The sequence below is a fragment of the Sphingomonas sp. 2SG genome, assembly GCF_005503285.1.
GTDB lineage: Bacteria > Pseudomonadota > Alphaproteobacteria > Sphingomonadales > Sphingomonadaceae > Sphingomonas > Sphingomonas taxi.
On the sequence record NZ_SCMZ01000002.1, the window covers coordinates 126,874 to 149,719 of the forward strand.

At 64.0% G+C, this 22,846-nt stretch carries 17 protein-coding genes; 8 read left to right on the top strand and 9 right to left on the bottom strand.

From position 1 onward, the window contains the following. Window positions 1-197: 197 nt before the first annotated feature. From FFS23_RS01670 to FFS23_RS01700, 7 genes are read right to left on the bottom strand one after another with little or no spacing between them, the layout of a single operon-like run. Window positions 198-1,190, bottom strand: coding sequence for a fumarylacetoacetate hydrolase family protein (locus FFS23_RS01670; RefSeq protein WP_137897171.1), 993 nt, complete (start codon window positions 1,188-1,190; stop codon window positions 198-200). 4 nt (window positions 1,191-1,194) lie between these two features. Then, window positions 1,195-1,968, bottom strand: coding sequence for a cyclase family protein (locus FFS23_RS01675; RefSeq protein ID WP_137897172.1), 774 nt, complete (start codon window positions 1,966-1,968; stop codon window positions 1,195-1,197). After that, on the bottom strand, window positions 1,965-3,122 hold the full coding sequence (locus tag FFS23_RS01680; protein WP_137897173.1) for an alpha/beta hydrolase family protein: 1,158 nt from the start codon (window positions 3,120-3,122) through the stop codon (window positions 1,965-1,967). The genes FFS23_RS01675 and FFS23_RS01680 overlap by 4 nt, the downstream gene beginning before the upstream one ends. Before the next feature lie 36 nt (window positions 3,123-3,158). Next, window positions 3,159-4,061, bottom strand: a complete 903-nt coding sequence (locus FFS23_RS01685) for a VOC family protein (RefSeq protein WP_137897174.1) — start codon at window positions 4,059-4,061, stop codon at window positions 3,159-3,161. 36 nt (window positions 4,062-4,097) lie between these two features. Then, window positions 4,098-6,458 (bottom strand): glycoside hydrolase family 3 C-terminal domain-containing protein, encoded by a 2,361-nt coding sequence (locus FFS23_RS01690; RefSeq protein WP_137897175.1) that lies wholly within the window; start codon window positions 6,456-6,458, stop codon window positions 4,098-4,100. Next, window positions 6,455-7,021 carry an NADPH-dependent FMN reductase gene (locus FFS23_RS01695; RefSeq protein WP_249340473.1) on the bottom strand — a complete coding sequence of 189 codons (567 nt, stop codon included), beginning with the start codon at window positions 7,019-7,021 and terminating at the stop codon, window positions 6,455-6,457. Before FFS23_RS01695 ends, FFS23_RS01690 begins: the two co-directional genes overlap by 4 nt. Further along, entirely contained in the window at window positions 7,018-8,130 is a 1,113-nt protein-coding gene (locus FFS23_RS01700; RefSeq protein ID WP_249340475.1) for an LLM class flavin-dependent oxidoreductase, read from the bottom strand. The genes FFS23_RS01695 and FFS23_RS01700 overlap by 4 nt, the downstream gene beginning before the upstream one ends. Before the next feature lie 274 nt (window positions 8,131-8,404). Here FFS23_RS01700 and FFS23_RS01705 point away from each other — a divergent pair, with 274 nt between their 5' ends. Continuing rightward, the gene (locus FFS23_RS01705; RefSeq protein WP_137897176.1) at window positions 8,405-9,646 is read left to right on the top strand and encodes an MFS transporter; all 1,242 of its coding nucleotides are present in this window, start codon (window positions 8,405-8,407) and stop codon (window positions 9,644-9,646) included. On the opposite strand, the gene FFS23_RS01710 is transcribed toward FFS23_RS01705, so the two are convergent. Next, complete coding sequence (locus tag FFS23_RS01710; RefSeq protein ID WP_249340485.1) at window positions 9,643-10,308, bottom strand: TetR/AcrR family transcriptional regulator; 666 nt, start codon at window positions 10,306-10,308, stop codon at window positions 9,643-9,645. The two genes, FFS23_RS01705 and FFS23_RS01710, sit on opposite strands and share 4 nt — an antisense overlap. Window positions 10,309-10,562: 254 nt before the next feature. Here FFS23_RS01710 and FFS23_RS01715 point away from each other — a divergent pair, with 254 nt between their 5' ends. From FFS23_RS01715 to FFS23_RS01740, 6 genes are read left to right on the top strand one after another with little or no spacing between them, the layout of a single operon-like run. Beyond that, on the top strand, window positions 10,563-12,833 hold the full coding sequence (locus FFS23_RS01715) for a TonB-dependent receptor (protein ID WP_171009321.1): 2,271 nt from the start codon (window positions 10,563-10,565) through the stop codon (window positions 12,831-12,833). A gap of 20 nt (window positions 12,834-12,853) precedes the next feature. After that, entirely contained in the window at window positions 12,854-13,936 is a 1,083-nt protein-coding gene (locus FFS23_RS01720) for an amidohydrolase family protein (protein WP_137897179.1), read from the top strand. Beyond that, window positions 13,933-16,230 carry a beta-glucosidase BglX gene (bglX, locus tag FFS23_RS01725; RefSeq protein WP_137897180.1) on the top strand — a complete coding sequence of 766 codons (2,298 nt, stop codon included), beginning with the start codon at window positions 13,933-13,935 and terminating at the stop codon, window positions 16,228-16,230. The genes FFS23_RS01720 and bglX overlap by 4 nt, the downstream gene beginning before the upstream one ends. After that, window positions 16,227-17,243 carry a ThuA domain-containing protein gene (locus FFS23_RS01730; protein WP_212742890.1) on the top strand — a complete coding sequence of 339 codons (1,017 nt, stop codon included), beginning with the start codon at window positions 16,227-16,229 and terminating at the stop codon, window positions 17,241-17,243. Before bglX ends, FFS23_RS01730 begins: the two co-directional genes overlap by 4 nt. Then, window positions 17,240-18,934: a GH35 family beta-galactosidase gene (locus FFS23_RS01735; protein WP_212742891.1), complete on the top strand. Its 1,695-nt coding sequence runs from the start codon at window positions 17,240-17,242 to the stop codon at window positions 18,932-18,934. Before FFS23_RS01730 ends, FFS23_RS01735 begins: the two co-directional genes overlap by 4 nt. 18 nt (window positions 18,935-18,952) lie before the next feature. Beyond that, complete coding sequence (locus tag FFS23_RS01740) at window positions 18,953-20,578, top strand: family 43 glycosylhydrolase (RefSeq protein WP_137897182.1); 1,626 nt, start codon at window positions 18,953-18,955, stop codon at window positions 20,576-20,578. A gap of 362 nt (window positions 20,579-20,940) precedes the next feature. Here FFS23_RS01740 and FFS23_RS01745 read toward each other — a convergent pair whose 3' ends face one another. Next, window positions 20,941-21,801 carry a LysR substrate-binding domain-containing protein gene (locus FFS23_RS01745; protein WP_137897183.1) on the bottom strand — a complete coding sequence of 287 codons (861 nt, stop codon included), beginning with the start codon at window positions 21,799-21,801 and terminating at the stop codon, window positions 20,941-20,943. Between the two features lie 71 nt (window positions 21,802-21,872). On the opposite strand from FFS23_RS01745, the gene FFS23_RS01750 reads away from it, so the two are divergent. Further along, on the top strand, window positions 21,873-22,838 hold the full coding sequence (locus FFS23_RS01750; RefSeq protein WP_137897184.1) for a bile acid:sodium symporter family protein: 966 nt from the start codon (window positions 21,873-21,875) through the stop codon (window positions 22,836-22,838). Window positions 22,839-22,846: the final 8 nt, after the last annotated feature.

Below are 22,846 nucleotides of genomic sequence, written 5' to 3' on the forward strand. Positions count from 1 at the left end.
TCTCGCGAACGGGACGGCCTGACTTCGCTCTGGAGACCGGCGACGACGAGGAGATTATCCAACCGAAAAGGTGTTTCGCCGCCTCATTTTCCACATTCGCGTCTTCTGCCAGCCGGTTTTCTCGGCAACGGCAACCGTCATCTCAAGATGGCGTACCCGGCCGAACGAAAGGCAGATCCCGATCCGCACGCCGACATTCACTGAGGAAGCCGGACCGGCTGCTTCAAAGGCGAAGCCGGGCGAACCACGCGCTGGTCGATGACGCCAAATACACTGGCTTCCCCGGCTCCCATCGTCACTCGGTCGCCGAATGACAGGAATGGCGTCTGCGGCGCACCATGAGCGATCATCTCGATCGCGCGTCGTTCCGAGAGACAGCTTGACCCCAGAGCGGCATGATCGACGTTGGATACGGTGCCCGACCCGATCAGCGTCCCGGCGGGCAGGTCCCGCGATCGTGCGGCATGTGCGATCAAGTCATGGAAACCAAAAGCCATCTCGTCACCGCGCGGGCTGCCGAACCATGTTCCGTTGACCTCGACGATCAGCGGCAGACAGACGCGGCCGCCCCGCCAGGCGTCGCCCAAGGCACCTGGCGTCACGGCAAAGGGGGCTACCGAGCAGGCGGGCTTGGCCTGGACCCAGCCGAAGCCGGTCTTCATCTCAGCCGGCGCGATGCCGCGCAGCGACCAATCGTTGATGAGAACGATCAGTCGGACATGGGCCAGCGCCTCGTCCGCTGGACAGCCCATGGGCACATCGCCCGTGATGACGCCGAACTCGCCCTCGAAATCGATGCCGTCGGCCTCGCTCGGCAGCGGCACGTCCTCGGTCGGTCCCAGGAAACGGTGCGACATACCTTGATACATCAGCGGCTTGTCGGTTTCGATCGGCGGCAGCCCGAACGCCTGCTGCATCAACGCGCCATGGGTGGGAAAGGCGGAACCGTCGAGCCATTGCCACGCGCGGGGCAGGGGGGCCATCAGGTCGGTTTCAGCGAAGCCATTCCCCTGTCCGGCGTCGAGCCGTGCGGCGATCGCTCGCAACGCCGGTTCGGCGCGCGACCAGTCATCAAGTGCGGCTTGCAGCGTCGTGGCGATTCGCGAGGCGGGTAGCAGGCGTTCACCGTCGGTGGAAACGACGACCAGTGCGCCGTCGCGCGTACCATCACGGCGGGTGGCGAGCCGCACCGCTTCAACCCTCCAGGATCGCGACGGCGCGGGTCCAGCCGGCCGAGCCGCGCTTGATCTTCGCCGGGAAGCAGGAAACGGTGAAGCCGTGATTGGGCAGCTGGTCGAGGTTGGTCAGCTTTTCCATATGGCAATAGCCGATGTCACGTCCGGCCTTGTGCCCCTCCCAGATTAGCGAGGTATCGCCTGTTTCGGCGACCTTCTTGCCCGTCAGCGCGAAGGGGGCGTCCCAGCTCCATGCGTCAGTGCCGGTAACGCGGACGCCGCGGCTGGTGAGCCACATCGTCGCCTCATAGCCGATGCCGCATCCGCGTCCGAGAAAGTCGGGACCACCCAGGGCTGCGCCGGCAGCGGTGTTGACCAGCACGATATCGAGCGGCTGGAGATCATAGCCGATCCGGCCGAATTCCGCCGCCATCTCGGCCGCCGTCACGACATGGCCATCGGGCTTGTCTCGGAAATCGAGCTTCACTCCCGGGCGGAAGCACCAGTCGAGCGGTACCTCGTCGATGGTGATGGCGGGTTTGCCGCCGTCCATCGTCGGGTGATAATGCCACGGCGCGTCGAGATGGGTGCCGTTGTGCGTGCTGAGCGTCAGCGTTTCCGAGGCGGCGAAGCCCTGTCCGCCGGGGAATTGCTCCGCCGTCACGCCGGGGAAGAAGCCCTGAACCTCCGCGACGGTCTGTTCGTGCGTCTGATAGGCGATCGTCGGGCGCATGAAGGGCGGGTCGGTGATAACCTCGGGATCGAGGGTGATCGACAGATCGAGGAACCTCATGCGGCATGTCCTCCCAGCGTTTCGGCGAACCAGTCGGAAATCAGGTCGCGGCCATAGGCCATGTTGTCGGCTCCGACATGTTCGACACCGCCTTCGCGTGCGGAGAAGATCACCTTCTCGCGGCGCGGGCTGTTGACCAGCTGATCATAAAGATCGTCGGCATATTTCGGACTGATCTGGCGATCGTTCGCGCCGTGGGTGACGAGGAACGGCACGGTGATACGGTCCATGTGACCGTTCAGGTTCATCGCCGCTGATTTTGCCAGGAAATCGTTTTGATCGGTGGCCCCGAACGCCCAGCGGACGTGCTTCCAATAGTGCGGAACGGGGTTCTCACCCTCGCGCGCCATGCGCCTGTCCTGCACCTCGCGCCAGTTATGGTTCGCGCCCCACACCGCTCCGCTGGCGAAACGCGGCTCATAGGCGACCGCGCGCGGTGCGAAATGGCCGCCGAGCGAAATGCCGGTCATGCCGATCCGCTCGGGATCGACATCCTCCTGCCGTTCCAGCCAGTCCACGGCCGCACTCGCCCAGCTCTCGCTGTACGGGTCGACCGGCAGGTTCTGCAACCGCAGCGCCTCGCCCGATCCGGGTTGGTCGACGCAGAGGGTGGAAATGCCCCGCCGCGCCAGTTCCTCTGGCAGGCGGGTCCAGTAGAGCAGTTCCTTGCAGCTATCGAGGCCGTTGCAGAACACGACCACCGGCTTGCGCCCGTCGCCCGGTGCGCGCGTGTAGAGCGCGGGCATCGTGCCCGCGGCGAGCGGCACGTCAACCCGCTTGCGGTTCAGCTTCCCCAGCGCGGTCGAACGGCTAAACGCGTCGAGCGCCCTGGCGTAGGTCGCCTGCCGACCCGGAGCGCCATGTCCCTGCATCCGCTCGGCCGTGATGAGATAGAGGCTCGCCCGCTCCAGCTTGTTGGAGGCGGAGAAGGCGCGGCCCTTGTCCTCGTCCTCGGCGGCAAGCGCGATCAGCTTCTCGCCCATCGCGGCCCATTGCGCCATGAATTGCGGCGTGCCCGCATCGGCGCCGTTCGCCGCGGCGTCCCGGATCGGCTGGCACATGTCGATGATCTCACCGAGTTGTGCCCCCGATTCCATCGCGATCGCGACCGACAGGTTCCAGATGTAGTTGGGGAAATATTCAAACAGCGCCATGGGATCGGCTTTCCGGGTTCGTGTGTCGGGGCAGGATCAGGCGACGGGAACCTGCCACAGGCCGGCGTCGGCCACCGGCTTGGGCATGGTTTGCGGACCGCCGACGCCGGTGCCCCACTGGTCCATCTTCTCGGGCGACGGCACATGGACGGTGTGCTCGTGATGCTCGTCGTCGACCTGCTCCAGTTCCGACGTGTATTCGACCACATTGTCGTTGGGCGTGGTGAAATAGCTGAAGGTGTTGTTGCCCGCCGTATGACGGCCCGGGCCCCATTTGATGTCGACGTCATGCTTCTTCAGCCGCGCGACGCCCTTCATCATGTCATCGATGGTCAGGACGTCATAGGCGACATGGTTGAACGCGGGCGGGCCGGGCAGGAAGGCGAGGCGGTGGTGCCAGGCGTTGCAGCGCATGAAGCACATGAAGTCGCCCAGCCAATCGGAAATGCGGAAACCCAGCGCCTTGGCATACCAGTCAACCAGCGCCTTATGATCGGGCGAGTGCATGACGACGTGGCTGATCTTAACAGGGATCGCCTCGCCGCGGGTGAGTTCGCGAGCGGTGCCGCGTTCGACTTCGGCGGAAATCTGGAGAGGAAAGCCGTTGGGATCGAAGAAACGGAAGCCATAGCCGCCGCCCAGGCCTTCGAGCTCATGCGGGGGTGCGATGATCTTGCCGCCGTGCGCCTGCACCTGCTCGAACAGCGCGTCGACATGGGTGCGTGTCTCGGCGGCCCAGCAGATCAGGTCGATCCGCTGCAACGAGTCCTGGCGCAGTCGCACGACATATTTCTCGTCAGTGCCCTGCGCGGCGAAATAGGCCATGCCGTCGTCGGACGGCACCTCGGTTAGCCCCCAGGTTTCGGCATAGAATCGACGCTCGGCGTCCAGGTCGGGGACGGCATAACCGACGAAGCGGATTTCAGACACGCGGGCCATCAATGCTCTCCTAGGATTATATTTAGAAGGATAGTTCTAATCGAAATGAAGGTCGGTGGCGAGGGGCAAATCCGTGCTCGACAGCCCGACGTGAAGCGACAGGCGACCGTGGGGACGTTGCCAGCCGTCGTCGCACCAGCGCCGCAACGCCAGCGGATCGATCGTGACCGCGATGACGGCGGTGGTTCCTGCGCCCACCGGTGCCTTCGCGAAGCCGGCCAATGCGCCGTCGTCGCGATAGACCTGCACGACCGCGTTGGTGTCCCGTTCGCCGGGATTGGTGCAGGTCACATCCAATCGCGCGCCGCCATCCGGAGAAGGAGTGCCTTGGACCGCATCCAGCGTGACCCCGCCATAGCCAAGCCCGCTACCAAAGGCGTGGGCGGGGCGGATATTACGTGCGGTGAAACCGCGATGGCCGATCCCGACGCCTTCAGCATAATGGACGCGGCCCTCCGCATCGGGGATCGCATCGAAGACCGGATAATCGCGATCATCGGCGGCGATCGTCAGCGGCAGGCGGCCCGACGGCTCGCGCCGTCCCGTAAGCACGTTTGCGAGTGCCGGGCCGAAGGCTTCGCCTGGATACCAGACGACCATCAAGCCGTCCGCGCCTTCCGCGATCGCGGGGTCGAAGGCATGGGCGACATTGACGGCTACGACCACATGGGGGTTGGCGGCAATGACGCGGGCGGCGAGCCGCTGCTGGTCGGCAGGAAGGGCGTTGGTATCGCGATCCTTGCTTTCGACGCCGGAATCGGCGGTCTCGCCAAGCACCAGCAGCACCGCATCGGCCTGACGCGCCAGCGCCTCTGCCTCGACGAGCAAGGTCTCCGGGTTGCCGGGTGCGCCGAGCCCATACCATAGCCCTTGCGCGCGGGCCGGTTCGAAGCGCAGTTCCGCGTCGATGCGGACCGGCACCCCGGCCGTCAGGGCGATCTCGATCATCTCGCTGTCGCCGCCCTTGAGGACGCCCATGATGTCGGCGGGAGCGATGCGGCGGTCGGCCGCGAAGACCTCCGCGCCGTCGACCAGCAGCCGCACCGATCCGGTGCCGCCGATATGCAGGCGGTGCAGGCCGGTCTGGATCGGCGTGACGAGGCCGCTCGCGCGGACGCCGCCCGCCTTGTCGAAGGCGCCGAGGCCCGGCATCCCGCCGAACCAGGTGAGCGAATTGGTGGCGCGCGTTTCGCTGCCGAGTGGCGGGACGGTGAAATCATACCCCGCGAAATAATCAACGGTCAGCCCCCGTGTCGCGCCATCGCCCAGGTCGCGGACCGGCATGGCGGGCATTGCGGGCAGGCGCGGTGACGGGTCGCAGCCGGGCGCGCATCGCACCACCTCGGCACCATAAGCGGCGCGCAGCGCGTCGAGCGGCGTCACCGCATCGGGGCGCGGCGAAACCTTCGCAAAGGTGCCGCCCTGAAGGCAGGGGGCGAGCGCATTGGGGCCGATCACGGCGAGCGTGCGGATGCTGCCGGGGGCGATGGGCAACAGGTCACCGCGGTTGCGGAGCAGCACGAAGCTGGCGGCCGCCGCCTCGGTCAGGATCGCGTCGCGGTCGCCGGGTTCGGCACCGGCATCGCCCCCGGCGAAACGGCGCGCCGTGTCGGCGACGCGCCGGGCGGCGGTATCGACGGTGGCCGCAGGGATGTCGCCGGATGCGATCGCCTCTGCCAGCTTCGCGCCATAGAAGCGCGCCGGGCCGGGCATTTCAAGATCGAGACCGGCGCGCATCGCCGGCACCGTCGAGACAGTGCCGAACCAGTCGCTGATGGTGAAGCCGCGATAGCCCCAATCGTCGCGAACGATCTCCGTCAACAAATGCGGGTGCTCCGCGCAGTGCGTGCCGTTGACGCGATTATAGGCCGCCATCAGCCCGGCACATCCGGCGCGCGCCGCCATCTCGAAGGGCAGCAGGTAGATTTCGCGCAAGGCCTGCTCGTCGATATCAGCGCTGAACCGGTCGCGTGCGGTTTCGCTGTCGTTGCAGACCAGATGCTTGGCGACCGCGCCGACATGGCGGCTCTGCACGCCTTCGATCCACGCCACGCCCAGCGTTCCGGCGAGTAGCGGGTCCTCGCCGAACAGTTCGAAAGCGCGTCCACCGGTCGGGGTGCGTTGCAGGTTGAGATTGGGGGCGAGGATCAGGTCGACCTTCTGCCGCTTGGCCTCGCCGCCGATCAGCGACCCGACTCGCATGACCAGCGCGGTGTCCCAGGTGGCGGCGAGTGCGACCGGTGCAGGGCTAAGGACGGAGATGTCGCGCTCGTCGACGCGGCCGCTGGCCACGCCCATCGGCCCGTCCGCAAGCCGCGCGGAAGGCACGTCGCTTATGGCGGCGGTCGTCCACATGTCGCGCCCCACGGTCAGCTCGATCGCGTCCTCGCGGGTCATCGCGCCGCGCTCGCCAGAAACAGGATCTGTTCGGCCTGGAGCGCGACCTGCCGTTGCAAGGCTTCGTCGATCAGGCGTCCTTCGGCGTCGAACGGCTTCTGCTCGACGCTGTTCAGCGCGATGCCGATCGGCGTCGGCCAACCCCGCATTGCATGGACGATGCCGCGCAGCGCCTGGAGGGTGACGCCACATGCCTGCCACCCGGCCGCGGACACGATCAAGCCCACTGCGCGCTGGTCGAAATAGACGCGCGTGTCGTGGTTCAGGTCTTCGAGCAGGTCGATCGCGTTCTTAACCAGGCCGGAAATGCCGCCGTGATAGCCGGGGGTGCCGATGACGATCCCGTCGCAGCCGCGCACTGCCTCGACGAAATCGAGCTGCGCTTCGGACCGCTCCGGGTTTTCGGGTGCGAAGTGGGGCAGGGCGGCAAGGTCCGCGCCGCCGAACATCCGCGTCGTCGCACCGCGTTCCTCGCAAGCGGACAGCACGGCGCGGACCAGCCGCTCACCCGACGAGCCGGGGCGGGTGGTCCCGCCGATGCCAACGACGCGGGGGGCGCTCACCGGGCCGATCCGAAGGCGGGCATGACCTCGCTGGCGAGCAGGTCGAGCGTGCGGTTCGCCCATTTCAATCGCTGCGGCGTGACCGGACCAGTGGTGGTGCCGCACAGGATGTTGCCAATGCCCAGTTCGGCATAGGGCTCTAGATGCTCGCGCACCGTCTTTGCGCTACCATAGAGGCACCAAGTCGCGATCCAGTCGTCAGTCAGCGCCTGGGGCGTCTTGTCTGTCTTGGTATTGGCGTCGTTCGTCTCCGCCTTGTCGCCGTAGAGTTTCTCACGATCGAGCGCGGACTGGTAGGCGATTAGGATCTGCTCCAGTTCCTCGCGAGCCTGTTCGTCAGTTTCGGCAATATGGACGCACTGATAGGAATGGGTGGTCCAGGACAGCGCGTCTTTTACCGTCGCGTCATCATGACCCGCTCCCAATAGCATGTCGCGGTAGGCATTGAAGTACTTCGTGACGTGCTTTAGCGGCTCGGTGCCACCAATGTTCGGGGGCGTGAAAGCAGGGATGAAGGCGGGCCAGCCATTCTCGGCAGCACGGCGAGCGCTGGTTTCCTTCATCGCGACGGGCATCAGCCGCGCATGGCGCGGGGTCAATGCGGCGGGAGCGATACGTTGGAGGACAGTACCCTTGTGCGGGCCGTTCTCGAAATCGACCGGCGCATCTGTCAGCTTCTTCGCCCAGAGCTGCTCCGCGATCGCAAGGTTCGCCTCGGCAACAGCGGAGGCTTCTTTGTAGTTTACGCCAAAGCCGATCATCTCCTCGGGGGTCGTGCCCGACCCGACCCCGACCAGGATCTTGCCGCCGGTCAGCTGATCGAGGATGTTTACCCGCTCTACGAAGCGCACAGGGCTATGCAGGGGGATCGACGTGACCGAAAAGCCGTAATGGAGCTTGGGAAAGCGCGCTGCCAAGTAGGCTGCGAACATCATCGGGTCGCTTGCCACGGGCATGTAGCCAGTAAAATGATGATCGGGCAGAAAAACCGCATCGAAGCCCAGCGCTTCGGCGCGACCAGCGTGGTCGATAGTGTCCTGAATAAACTGACGGTCCTGCTCGGGCGCCGTCACTCGACCATTTAGGAATATGGAAAAGCGCATGGTCATCCTCCCCTTGCGCGCCGCACCGGTTTGATGCTGGCTGTTTTGCGGTTTATAGAACGGCAATTCTATTTATGCAATTTGTAAAAAGAGGGTGATGCGTTTTTTCGCATGGCGCCTCGAAGTGAGCTGCCGAAGTTGCCGTCATCAATCGGCGACATATCAAGGGCAAGTACCCTCTAGGCAGGGGTTATTTCCCTTGTGCAGCGGATTACCCCGATTGACGCCTGTAGACGAGCAAAATAGAATAAACGTTCGAAAATATAAAGGAGGATGATCGATGCGCCAGGATTCCATCCCTAGGAGGGTGCGACGCGCCGGCGCGGCGCAGGGTGTGACGTTGGCTTTCGCAGGCTTTCTGCCGATTCTCAGTATCCTCTCGCTCGCGCCTGCAGTGCCGACTCTGATCGCGCATTTTCGAGACGTTCCCAATGCCGGGTTGATTGTGCCTCTGTTGGTAACGACTCCCGGCCTGATGGTCGCGCTGCTCTCGCCCTTGGCGGGGCTCGTTGCCGACCGCCATGGGCGGCGTTTGCCAATCCTATTCGCGACCTTCTTCTATGCCTTTGCAGGGGCAGCGCCGGTTGTGTTCGGCGACTTGTGGGCAGTGCTGTTGTCTCGCGTGCTTGTAGGGGTTTCAGAAACCTTTGTCCTCGTAATCGTCAACGCGCTATTCGCCGATTACTATGACGAGGGCGCTCGACGGACCTGGATAACGATGCAGGGCATACTTGGGCCCTTCCTAGGCGCCGCTTCTATCGCAGGAGCCGGAGCACTTGCTGGGGCAAACTGGAGCTATGTATTTTTGATATACCTGCTCGCGTTCCCGATTTTCCTTGCCATGCTGCTCTTTTTTTTCGAGCCGGAACGTGTGCCTCATCATGCGGTAGACGCGGACCAACGGAACGCTTCGGCGGAGGCTTCGCAGTCGCGCGCCTTCTCTTGGGGAACGGCTGCGGCCTATTGCTCAGTCACGATCTTCTCGTCGATCATCTACTATGTCTTCACCGTCAATGGCGGTCTGGCCTTTCAAGCGATCGGTGTCGAAGCGGCGGGACGTATTGGCGCGATTATGGGCATGGCGGGCCTCGCGGTGCTACCCGGCGCCTTGGTATTCAACCTTATATCGCGACGTTGGTCGGGCGAGCGGGTGATCGCGACCTTCCTGTTGTTTTTGGGGCTGGGCACTGGCGGCATGGGCATATCGACTAGCGTTGCAATGATGACTGTCTTCGCCTTTGTGCAGCAGTTTGGCGCGGGAATGACGGTCGCTGGCCTTATCTTCTGGGTTTCGCGTCTACTACCGCCGCAGCATCGGGGACGAGGCTTTGGACTTTGGACCTCGGCCTTCTTTGCCGCGCAGTTCATCAGCCCAGCGATTGTCGGCATCATCGGCGGGGCAGGGGGGGGCGTCCTGATGGCCTTCACCGTCATGGGTGCGCTCAGCGTCGTGATGTCGGTCGTCATCCTGACCCAGGCGCATCGCCTGCCTAAACCATTGGGCGTTCCCAAGGCGGCTTAGTCGTCAGCGGGCGGCGCGCTAAACAGAAAGCGCGCCGCCATGTCTCCCATATCGGCCTTCAACCGCTTCCAATCGGTGCCGCCCTGGGGTGCTTCCGCCATGCCGAAGCCGAGTTCGCGGGCAAAGGCGGCATAGGAGATACGGATCACCGCCTCGACTGCGTGATCGGGATCAGGATGCGCAATCGCTTCGCGGTGAGCGAGCACTTCCGTCGCCACCATCGTGGCCATTTCGTCGTGGGCAATGCGGCCACGATCCTGAACCACCAGATCGAACGCAGCGCGCAACATCATCGGACGCATCACCTGTGCATGCGATGCGAGAAACTCGCCCATCTCATCAACGATCGCACGTATCAGAGAAACTGGCGAACGGCTGCGGCTACGCGCGCGCATCACAATCCGCGTCTGATCAGCACAAAGCCGATCCATAACGCGGGCGTGAACCGCTTGGATCAGCTCGTCTTTGCTCGAGAAGCGATTGTAGATCGAGCCGATCGAAACCTTTCCCACGCGACTGACGTCGTTCAGCGCAAATCCATCACTGCCACGCTCGATCAATAACGCCTCAGCGGCTGTCATCATCCGCTCGAACGACGCCCTGCTCCGTCCCTGCTGCGGCGGTCGTGCGATACCCGCCGGAGCTTCTGGAGACTGGGCCACGTCGGTCAAAAGGCAGGTCCTGCTGAAATCCATAAATACGCTCCCGTGATAGATGGGTGACTTGGGATGTAAAGGCTGTCCCATTTCGCACCGTCGCGGCGACCGCCAAATTAGCTTGATTATCATTAGCTCAGCGAATGCGTGAAAAGACGATTGACACGCTTTTTCGTTTAACGCAGAAGAGAACCCACGTTCTAATTCGAATGTCGACCTGCAACGGCGGGCGACTGGGCAAAGCCCTCTGGAGGGGATCTATGAAAACTATCGCACTTCTGCTGGCCGGTTCCTCGCTGGTTATGTCGACCTCAGTCCTGGCGCAGTCGACCGCCGAGCAGTCAACGGCCGTCCCTACGACCGCAGTGCCAGCAAGCGACGAGCAATCCTCGGACATCATCGTGACTGCTCAACGTCGTGCAGAGCGCGTACAGGACGTTCCAATCGCGGTTGCGATTGTCTCTGGAGATCAGCTTGAGCGGCAACAGGTATCGCAGCTCAGCGAGCTGTCGCGGTCCACTGCGTCGCTCCAGATCAACGCTTCAGGCGGGGGGCCGGGCGGCAGTTCGGCCTTCATCCGCGGAATCGGCACGGCGGCTTTGTCGCGTTCCGCCGAAAGTGCGGTGGGCGTCGTCGTCGACGGCGTGGTCCAGGGAAACACGAACATCTCCAATCTTTTCGACATTAGCCGTGTCGAGGTGCTGCGGGGACCGCAAGGAACACTGTTCGGGCAAAGCGTCTCGGCGGGCGTGATCAACATTTCGACGAATGCGCCGGATCCTAGGCGGGTCTCCGGTAACTTTTCTGCCCAGCTGGCAGGCGACGGTTTTGCGGGGTCGGAATTTGGTCGGCAGGTTCTGCGCGGCACGGTCAATGTGCCTGTCTCAGAAACGTCAGCTGTGCGTGCAAGTGTCTACGGCTCGCGTATTAACGGTATCACGCAAAACACCTTCACTGGGAAGGCTGACGAGCTCACTGAATTGGGTTGGCGCGCGCGCTACCGCGGCGAATTCGACCGTCTGACGGTCAACATCATTGGTGATTACAACTATTCGAAGGGCACCGACGGACAGTTTTTCGAGTTGACGAACGTGTCGGGTCCGGAAAGTGCCCTGCTCCAGAACGTATGCGGCATCACCGCAAAGCCGGGCAACCTGGAGCATTGCGGTTCGGGTCGGGATTATCAGTTGAAGCGGGTCTGGGGCGTGTCCGGCCAGCTCGATTATGACTTTGGTGGCGTAACGCTGACGTCGATCACGTCACGGCGCTTCCAAAATCTGTATGCGACTACTGACATCGATCGCCTGCCCCGGCCGCCAGCCACGCTTAACGTGCAGTCAGGCATCGCCACGGATTACAGTCAATTCACCCAGGAAGTTCGTCTCGCGACTAGCGGTTCGGGGCCGCTGCAGCTGACCTTGGGCGGCTTCTACCTCAACGCCAACACGTTCCTGAATAGCGGTCCGCAGCAGGGGGGCAGCACCTTCCTGGATTTCATCCCCGGCGGCTTGGTCGTTGGCGTCGAGGAACTGGCGCGCAACAAGACTGAGAATTTGTCGGGCTTTGGCGAAGCTCGCTACAAGGCTGGCCCGCTGACGGTTTTTGCAGGTGGCCGCCTTACCCATGCTAATCTCTCGCTAGACGGCACGCGGCGTAACGTCCTGCCAGCGCCGACGCCGCTGCTGACAGCTAACCTCAAATATACCGATGACGACTTTTCGTGGCGGGCAGGTGCGCAGCTTGAGCCGGTTCGTAACATCATGGTCTACGGTACGGCATCGCGTGGTTACAAGAACGCGCAGCTGGCTACCATCACCGTGGTCAACGATGTACCCGTGCTCGGCACATTGGTGCGGCCCGAAAAGCCAATGGCCTATGAGCTCGGCTTGAAGACCTCCTTGTTCAACGGCCGATTGGCCGTCAATGTCGACGGCTTCTACCAGAAGGTTCGCGATTTCCAGGCTCAGACCGCTTATCGCGATCCGGTTACGCAGGTCATCTCGCCTCAGCCGATCAATATCGACCGGTTGATTACCAAGGGCATCGAGGGCGATATCTTCGGGCGCATCGGGCGTAATTTCACGATCAACGGCAGCGCCATCTACAACGTGGCGAAATATCCGACCGGCTTCCTGGCGCTGGACGGAACCTCGTTGACGGGTCAGCAGATCGCTTATGCGCCACGCTTTTCCGCAACGTTGTCTGGCGAGTACAGCAGGCAGTTGTCCGGCGATCTAAACGGATTTGTGTCCCTTGACGGTCAGTATCGGAGCCGCACTCGCCTGACAAATGAACGGCTTGATGAGACGCTGACGACCGATCGCTCGCATGTCATCGTTGGCGGCCGGATCGGTGTGCGGGTCGAGGACAAGTGGAGCCTCAACGCTTATGTCTCGAACATTGGCGGGGCCCGTATTGCTTCGTCGATCGCCGGGCTCGCGGCACAACCTGGGACGGCCTACGCTTTCGCGACAGCCTACAGTCCCCAGTCGGTCCGCCAGGTCGGCCTCCAAGCGTCGCTGGATTTCTGATCTTAAAGAGGAACGGTGCGATGCCGACACGACGGGAGATGATGGCGGGGGGCGCCGCCATACTAGCCACCGCCGCGTCGGCATCGCCCGCTGCCGCCATACCCTACCGACGTATTGCCTGTGAGGAGGGCTATCTTAGCCCGGGCCTGCTTTCCGCCAATGCGCACATGCACATCCCCGGTGTGCCGCTTATCACCCGTGACGGACCTGTTGCCGACCTTGCCGAACAGCTGGTCGATGTTGGTGCGGGTCGGATTGCGACGATGGACCGCGACGGCATTGCGATGCAGCTGCTGCTGTTATCGTCGCCCGGCGTACAGATCTTCCCGGTTGATCAGGCTTGTGTCCTTGCACGGGAAGCCAATGACTACGTCGCAGCGGCATGCCGTCGTCATCCGACCCGATTGGCTGCGCTGGCTGCGATCGCGCCTCAGGACCCAGCCGCGGCCGCGCATGAGCTCGAACGTGGCGTCACGTCGCTCGGGTTGAAGGGCGGGATCATCAACTCACATACTGGCGGCGTCTACCTTGATGCACCTGCCTTCTGGCCGATCTTTGAAGCTGCGGAGGCGCTGGACGTTCCAATCTATATTCATCCGCGCGATCCTGCCGGCGGCATGCGCGAGGTGCTCGCCGGACCGCTAACCGGGGGCGCTGCCTGGGCCTACGGTGTCGAGGTCGGCACGCACGTGCTAAAGCTGATGCAAGCAGGGTTGTTTGACCGCTTCCCCCGTCTAAAGATCGTCATCGGGCACATGGGTGAGGGTCTGCCGTTCTGGATGTCGCGTCTCGACAATCGGTGGCTGGAACAACGTGGAAGGATGGCGGCAAGCGGCACACCGATGCCGATGAAGCGTCTGCCGTCCGAGTATCTGCGGACCAATATCTGGGTGACGACCAGCGGCATGAACGACTGGGCGCCGCTCCGCCTGACGCAGGAGGTGCTGGGCGCAGACCGCGTACTCTATGCGACAGATTATCCGTTCGAGAAGCAGGGTGAGACGGTGGCGGTAGTGGAGCGTATGCCGCTGTCACCAGCGGCGAAGAAGACGCTGTTCGAAACCAATGCGGTGACAGTGTTCAAACTGGGTGCTCAGACATGATCGCTTCCGCTTCGTCATCTATCGTCAACCGGCGCGCCGCCCTGTCCCTGACGACTGCCCTCGTCGGTGCGATGGCCATGCCACGTCTCGCCCGTGCTGCCGCAACCGCCACCAGCGCACGGGTCGAGGCGCTGATCGCCCGGATGACGGTGGAAGAGAAAGTCGGGCAGCTCACCCTCTATCCTGACGATGTGCGGCCGACGCCGCGCCCGATCAATCCCGACATCAACGCTCAGGCCGAGGCACACGATCGTGCTGCGTTCCAATTCACTGAGATCAGAGCGGGCCGGGTCGGCGCGCTGCTAGGTGGAACCGGCGTGGCGCTGGGGCGGCAGTTGCAGGATGCCGCCCTACAATCGCGTCTACGCATCCCGCTCATGTTTGGAGCCGACGTGCTGCACGGGCTGCGCACCATTTTCCCGATCCCGCTCGGTATGGCCGCCAGTTTCGAGCCGGAACTGGCCGAGCAGACGGCACGGGCAGCAGCGGAGGAGATGACCGCTGCCGGGGTTCATTGGACCTATGCGCCAATGGTCGATGTCGCGCGGGACCAGCGTTGGGGGCGCGTCGCGGAAGGATCGGGCGAGGACCCTTGGCTCGCAGCACAATTCGCCGCAGCCTATGTGCGTGGCTTTCAGGGCAAGGCGCTCACCTCGCCGCGCAGCGTGGCGGCGTGTCCGAAGCATTTCGCCGGCTATGGGGCGGTTTCGGGTGGCAAGGAATATAACAACACCGACGTGACCGAGCGCGAACTTCGCCAGACGCATCTACCGCCATTCCAGGCGGCCTTCGATGCGGGTGCGCTGACCACCATGGCCGCGTTCAATGATGTCGATGGCGTCCCTGCATCGGGAAACCGCCATCTGCTGACCGACCTGTTGCGCGGCAACATGGGATTTCGCGGCTTCGTCGTTTCCGATGCCGGGTCTGCAGAGGAACTGGTCCAGCATGGGGTCGCAGCTAACGAACGCGAGGCGGCCGCGCTGTCCTTCAACGCGGGCCTGGACATGAACATGGGCGGCGGCCTGTTCAAGCGTGAACTGCCGCCGCTGGTCGCGTCCGGCGCGGTAACGGCCGCGCGCCTTGATGAAGCGGTACGGCGCGTCCTGCTGGTCAAGGAGGCGCTTGGTCTGTTCGACGATCCCTATCGCTCGCTCGATCCGGCACGCGAGCGGGCGGGGATCCGCACCCCCGCTGCGTTGGCGGTCGCGCGCCGCGCCGCGCAACGATCCGCCGTTCTATTGAAGAACGAGGGCGGCGTGCTGCCACTGCGCGACGGAGCGAAGGTTGCTCTGGTCGGGCCGCTCGGCGATGATCCCGCGCAGTTGGACGGTGCCTGGGCCCCCTGGGCCAAGGTTGGGGAAGGCGTGACCCTGGCGCAAGGATTGCGCGAGGCGATCGGCAAGGACCGCCTGATGGTCGTCAAGGGCGCGGACGTTGATGCCTCGATCCCAGGCGGCCTCGATGCGGCGATCGGAGCGGCACGTACTGCGGACGTGGTGATCGCCGCGATCGGCGAGGCGCAGTCCATGTCGGGTGAGGCACGCTCAAGGACATCGATCACCGTGCCCGCATCGCAGGTGGCACTGATCGAGGCGCTGCGAACCACCGGCAAGCCGGTTATCGTAGTGCTGTCGACCGGCCGAGCTCTTGCACTCGACCCCGCGATCCAGGCGTCGGACGCCATTCTGGTCGGATGGTTCCTGGGGTCGGAGGGCGGGCGGGCGCTAGCCGATTTGCTAACGGGCGTCGTCGAGCCGTCGGGCCGCCTGCCGGTCAGCTTTCCCCGGACGACGGGGCAACAACCGCTCTTCTACAATCATGTGTCGACCGGCCGGCCGCCTGTTGCCGGTGAGCCACTGTTCTTCAAATCGGCCTATATCGATGTGCCGGACGGTCCCGCCTACCCGTTCGGACACGGGCTGACCTATTCAACGATCGCCTATGACGCGCCGCGCGCTTCCGCCGCGCAAATGGCGTGGGACGGATCGATCACGCTGTCCGCCATGGTCCGCAATACTGGCAGGCGCAACGCGGAGGAGGCCGTGCAGCTCTACCTCCACGACGTGAGCGCTAGCGTGACCCGGCCGGTGCGCGAATTGAAGGACGTCCGCAAAATCCGGCTGGCGCCGGGCGAAGCGAAGCTAGTGACGTTCGAGGTGAGCCGCGACGCGCTGACGTTCGTCGGGAGCGACCTGAAATGGCGTGCGGAGCCCGGCGCGTTCCTCGCATGGATCGCCCCGTCCTCGGCGGCCGGCGAGCCAGTTCGCTTTTCCCTGAACGCGGCGTCGTGACGCTCAGCCGGTTGGCAGCCGCCCTCTCCCTTGCGCTGCTCGTGCCGGGCAGCCCCGCCATCGGCCAGACCCCGGCATCGCCGGTGTTCAAGGGGCAGTGGGCGGGGCCGGGGCGGCCGGCGATCCCCGGACCGGGGCCGCAACCGGGGCAAAGCCTTGAAGATTATTTTGAGCATTTGCCTACCGGCCAGCGCACGACGTCGCGGCCGAACATCCTGGTCTTGGGCGGCGGTGCGGGTTTCCACCATGATTCGATCTCCACCGCGATGGCCGCGGTCCTGCGCTGGGGGCAGGAGACGGGGGCATGGGACGCCGAACTGCGAACCGACTTCACGCTACTTTATGCAGGTGGCGGCGGACCAATGCGTGCGGGGTTTCAACCCAAGGGACTTGGCGACTTCGACGCGGTCGTGATCGCGGGCGGAGAAGGGGAGTGGCCGCTAGCGCCAGCACAGAAGGCGGCGCTTCTCGCCTTCGTGCACGATCGGGGCAAGGGGATTGTCGTGATCCATGGCGGCATCGCCGCGAACCGCGGGTGGCGTGACTACATCGACATGATCGGTGCCGAGCAGACCGGACACCCATTCAACACGCTTGACCATGTGGTGCGCCCGTTCGTGCTGATCCGCGAAGACGGCGACTTCCCTGCGACCGCCGCACTGCCACGCCGGTTCGTTAAGCAGGACGAACTCTATGTCGTACGCAACTGGTCGCGCGCAGACGTCGACGTCCTGCTGCGGCTCGACGAGACCACGCTCGATTTCACCGGGATTGAGGATCAGGTGCCGCCCGACCGCGATCTGCCGATCGCGTGGGCGAAGACCTATGGTCGGGGGCGGGTATTCGCCTCCAGCCTCGGCCATACGCGCGAGAGTTTCGCCGATCCCGATATCGCCGGCATGTATATTGGCGCAATCCGCTGGGCGCTTCGTCTGGCGGACGGCGGCATCGGCCCACATCCGAGGCCGCCGAAATCGACGCAACTCCCCTCACAGAAGGCGGGAATCCCATGATCGCTGTAATTGCAGCGAGTGGCCTGCGGCTGACCGTTGCTGCGGCACTGGCAGCGAGCACCCCCGCGACAGCCGCTGCGCAAGACGCGATGCCGCAGGTGCGCCACGAGGGCGCAGCGACGCAGTTGATCGTCGACGGGGAGCCTTGGACCGCCCTGGCCGGAGAGGTCCACAATTCCACCGCGTCGAGTGCCGCCTACATGGCGCCGGTGTGGGACCGGCTGGAAGCGCTGAGCCTCAACACCGTCGTGACGCCGGTCTATTGGGAACTGCTGGAGCCGGTACAAGGCAAATATGATTTCACGCGGGTCGACTCCCAGCTCGCCGAGGCGCGAAAGCACAACCTGCGCCTCGTGCTCCTGTGGTTCGGCAGCTTCAAAAACGCCAAGTCGACCTATGCGCCCGCTTGGCTGCGCGCCGATCACGATCGTTACGCGCGGGTGGTAACGCGCCCGTCGCCGCTGCCCTTTGCCAAGGGGGAGGCGCCGCTCAGCGTTTTCGATCCCGACACGGCAGCGGCGGACTCGCACGCCTTTGCTGAGCTGATGCAGCATCTGGCCAAGGTCGATCCGCAGCACACCGTGATCGCGGTACAGGTGGAGAACGAGACTGGGGTGCTGGGCGATAGCCGCGACCGGTCGCCGGATGCCGAAGCGGCGTGGCGTGCGCCAGTGCCGGCCGCGCTGATGCAGCATCTGCAACGCAATCGAGGCAAGCTGGCGCCGTCGCTAGAGGCGCTGTGGGCGCAGAGGGGACATCGCCGGGCGGGATCGTGGGCGGAGGTATTTGGCGAAACCTGGGAGGCCGAGGAATTGTTCATGGCTTGGGGCGTCAGCCGTTTTGTCGGGCAGGTCGCCGCCGCAGGCAAGGCGAAGCTCGCGCTGCCGATGTACGCCAATGCGTGGATCGGCCCTCAGAAGTTAGACGAACCCGCGGGCGCCTATCCCTCTGGCGGTCCAGTACCACGTGTAATCGACGTCTGGCGGGCGGGTGCGCCAGCACTCGATTGGCTGTCGCCCGACATCTATGTCGACGATTTCGCTGGCTGGGCTAAGGCCTATGCGCGGCCGGGCAACCTGCTGTTCGTACCCGAGGCGCGTTTTATCGTCGGCAATCTCTTCCTCGCGATAGGACGTTACGGTGCGGTCGGCTTTTCGCCGTTCGGAATTGAAGACGGCATACCCGGCAACCAAATGTCACAAGCCTATCGCCTGCTTGGCGGCCTGGGCCCGATGATCGGCGAGGCGCAGGCTAGCGGAGCGATCAGTGGCTTCGCCCTCGTGCCCGGCGAGACCTTCGCCGCACACTTGGGCGGCTATGACATCAAGATCGCTGGCCAGCGCGAGACAGTAAGCAAAATGTTGCTCGACATGGGGATCAGCATTCCAACGGAGCGACCTGAACGCAAGCCTCAGAACATCGGCGACAACGCCTCGGAGCCGCCCGACGTCCGCCCGATGGGGATGATCATGCAACTGGCAAAGAATGAGTTCCTTATTGTCGGCAAGGATCTGAGCGTCAGCTTCGTCGCGAACGGCCGCAACGCCGAACTCGAGCGCGTCGAGGAGGGACATTACGACAATGGGCGCTGGATTAGCGGGCGCGTGCTGAACGGCGACGAGCGGCTGCGGATCGTGCCTTCCGACGATCTCGGCATGGTCCGGGTGACGCTGCTGAACGCATCACACTGACGGAACGGAGAACAGACGATGCATTCGCGACGCGATACGATGCGGTTGGCCCTAGCAGGCACTGCGGCATGCGGCCTGCCGGCCGGCGCGATGGCTGCTCGCGTGTGCGACGCAGCGCCAGGCCCGGCGTCTGCGCGCGGGATCGAGGGACAGCGCAAAGCCGATCTTGGCGATGGACGCTATCTGAACCCGATTATGGCGGGCGCCTATTCCGACCCGACGATCCTGAAGGACGGCCCCAATTATTATATGACCTTCTCCAGCTTCGAGGCCGATCCCGGCCTGCTGATCTGGCATTCGCAGGATCTGGTGAACTGGCGGCCGCTGCATTCGGCGCTGCCCTCGCCGCTCGGCTCAGTTTTCGCGGTCGATCTGGTCAAGCATGACGGGCGCTATTTCCTCTATATTCCCTTCGTTCCGACCGGCTGGTCAACCGAGTTGAAGCAAGGCAACAGCATCTACGTCATTCATTCCGACCGGATGGACGGCGGCTGGAGCAAGCCTATTGATCTCGGCATCCACGGCTATATCGATCCGGGGCATGCAGTGGGCGAGGATGGCGAGCGATACCTGTTCCTGTCGGGTGGGCACCGGGTGCGTTTGTCGCGCGACGGCCTGTCGACGGCGGGACAGGTCGAGAAGGTCTATGACGGATGGAAATATCCCGACGACTGGATCACCGAGGCCTATGCGCTCGAAGGACCGAAGATCACGCGGCGCGGCGACTATTTTTACATGGTCAGCGCGGTCGGCGGAACGGGTGGTCCGCCGACCGGCCATATGGTGATCGTCGCACGCTCTCACTCGATCAACGGCCCGTGGGAGAATTGTCCACGCAATCCAATCGTACGCACCACGGATGTGCGCCAAGCCTGGTGGTCGCGCGGCCACGCTACCTTCGTTGAGGGGCCAGGCGGCGATTGGTGGATGGTCTACCATGGCTATGAGAACGGCTTCCGCACGCTCGGGCGGCAGACACTGCTGGAGCCGATCCGCTGGAGTGCCGATGGCTGGCCGGTAGCGATGGGCGGCGATCTGTCGCGCCCCCTGGCCAAGCCACGCGGCGGACGGCCAGGTCCGCACGGTATCGCCCGATCCGACGATTTCGCAAAGGCTGCCTTCGGTACCCGCTGGGCCTTCCACGCACCCAAGGCAGGCGAGGCATCGCGCGTTTCGGTGGGAGGAGGCGCGTTGACGATGCGTGGTTCGGGCGCTGGACCGGAGGACAGCGCGCCGCTGACGACGATCGCGGGAGACCGATCCTACAGCGTCGAAGTTGATGTCGAATTGGTCGACGATGCGATGGGGGGCGTGCTGCTGTTCCTGTCCAACCGGCTGTTTCTGGGCGTCGGGATCAACGGCGAGCGGCTCATCACCTATGCCGGCGGGCGGCTGCATTACTGGCGCGAACCGCTGCCACCGACACGTCGCGTCCGCCTGAAGATTGAGAACCGCGAGAATATCATCACTTTCTACTACAGTCTTGATGGCACCACCTGGACACGGCACGGGCTGCGGATGGAGGCGTCCGGCTATAATGCGAACACGCTGATGCCCGGTGAAGGCGAGAGCCTCCGGCCCGCGCTGTTCGCCACAGGCAAGGGTTCGGTCCGATTCCGCAATTTCCGCTATCGGGGGCTGTAGTCGGCAGCGCGCTCGCCGCACGCGTTGCGAAAGGCGTGCGGCGAGCATCCTTGTGCTGGGTAAAGCAGCGCGAGAAATAGGCCGGATCGGCGAAGCTCAGCACATAGCCGATCTCCGCTACAGAGAGGTTCGTGTAGAGCAGGGCGCGTTGCACCTGCGGCTTAGCGCGTTCGTCTAGGGTCGCGGCGGGCGATAGGGCGGCGACCCTGCCGAAGGCGTTATGCCGGCGGATCTGTCTGGTGCCGAGCTCGGTGGCATGGTCCACCATCGGTTCCCACGGTCAGAAGCGCTGGTCGATCCGAGCGCAGTGCGCGACGAGGGCGTGGCGCTGGCACAAGGTCGCCGAAGATTAATCGATGAAGTCAGGTCGATCGCCGGGCCCACTGAAGCATCATCTCGACGAGTGCATCGCGTGCAGGCTCGGACCCGCTCGGGGCAACAACGACAAATTCAATCTCGGGCATCGAAGGCAGGATGCCAGTGCGGGGTGCATTTGCCAGTTCGGTAGGTAGTAGCCGAGCCGAGTGCGGCATCAGGCCGATACCCGCACGTGCCGCTGCAACGAGGCCGCTGAGGCTGGCACTGGTGAAGGCGACTCGCCACGCAATTCCCGCCGTCTCCAGTGTTTCGATAGCAATCGCGCGGGTGACGCTGGGCGCAGGGTATAGGAGAAGCGGCACCGGCGATCCGCGCTTCGGCCGGAAGCTACTTGCTCCTGCCCAGACAATCGCCTCGCGCCAAGCGGTGATCCCACGCCGATCGCCCTGGCGGCGCTTGACGAACAACAGGTCGAGACGCCCCGAATCGAACGCGTCGTACAGCGTCTCGCTCAACCCTGCGTGAAGCTCCAGATCGACCTCAGGGTGACGGCGGGCGAAATTTGCCAGCACGTCCGGTAGGGCGGAGAAGACGAAATCCTCCGACGCGCCAAGCCGAAGCCGGCCGCGCAAAGGCGTCGCGGACAGATGCCGCTGGAGCCGGTCCTGCGCGTCGAGGATGTTAGCCGCATGGGTTAACAGCGCCTCCCCCGCCGGGGTCAGCGACAGGTGATGGGTATCCCGGTCGATCAACCGCCGATCGATCCGTGCTTCGAGACGGGCGATATGCTGGCTGACCGTCGATTGCCGCAACCCCAGCGTACGCGCCGCACCGGTGAAGCTTCCGCTCGCGGCAACGGTGGCGAACGACCGCAGAAGTTCACCGGGGATGAATTGATCGGCCATCACGTTCCTGCATGTCCAATATCATGCATATCATACTAACCAATTACCGGTGAAGGGTTTAGGAGGCAGACATGGTCCGCCTCCGCTCGCTTTTCCAACGTCTTGATCAGTTTCTAGTGCTGCTGATCCTGACCGTGATCGCCGCATCGCTGCTTCCGGCACGCGGGGCGGTGGTGCCGATCGTCGACCATGTCACGGTGATCGCGATTGCCTTGCTGTTCGTGCTGTACGGCGCACGCCTGTCGCCCCAGGCGATCTGGTCGGGGCTGGCCAATTGGCGGTTGCAGGCGCTGGTCTTTGCCGGGACGTTCGCCCTGTTTCCGCTGGTCGGGTTGCTGGTCACCGGCGCGGCGCGGTCCTGGCTGCCGGGCGAGGTCGCCACGGGCCTGCTCTTCCTGTGCCTGTTGCCATCGACGGTCCAATCCTCGATCGCCTTCACCTCGATCGCACGTGGCAACGTGCCGGCCGCTCTGTGCAGCGCCTCGCTTTCCAACCTGCTTGGCGTGCTGCTGACCCCGCTGCTGGTCGCACAATTGCTGCCGGGGGCCGGAAACGGTCTATCGCTCCAGGCGCTAAAGGACATCGCGCTTCAGATCCTGCTGCCCTTCATCGTCGGGCAAATGCTGCGCCCCTGGATCGGGGACTGGCTGTTGCGGCACCCGCGCCTGACGGCGGTCGTCGACCGTGGCTCGGTGCTGATCGTCGTCTACGCGGCGTTCAGCGCAGGGGTGGTGGCGGGCCTGTGGCACCGCATGTCGGTTGGCGGTCTGATCGGGGTCTGTCTGCTCGACCTACTTATCCTAGCGATCGTAATTGGGATCATGATGTTCACCAGCCGCCGGCTCGCCTTCTCGCGCGAGGACGAGATTGCGATCGTGTTCTGCGGATCGAAGAAGAGCATGGCGAGCGGCATTCCCATGGCGGCGATCCTGTTCTCGGGCCGCACCGTCGGCCTGATCGTGCTGCCGCTGATGATCTTCCACCAGGCTCAGCTCGTCGTCTGCGCCATGATGGCCCGCCGCTACGCCGCGCAATAGCGCCTGCC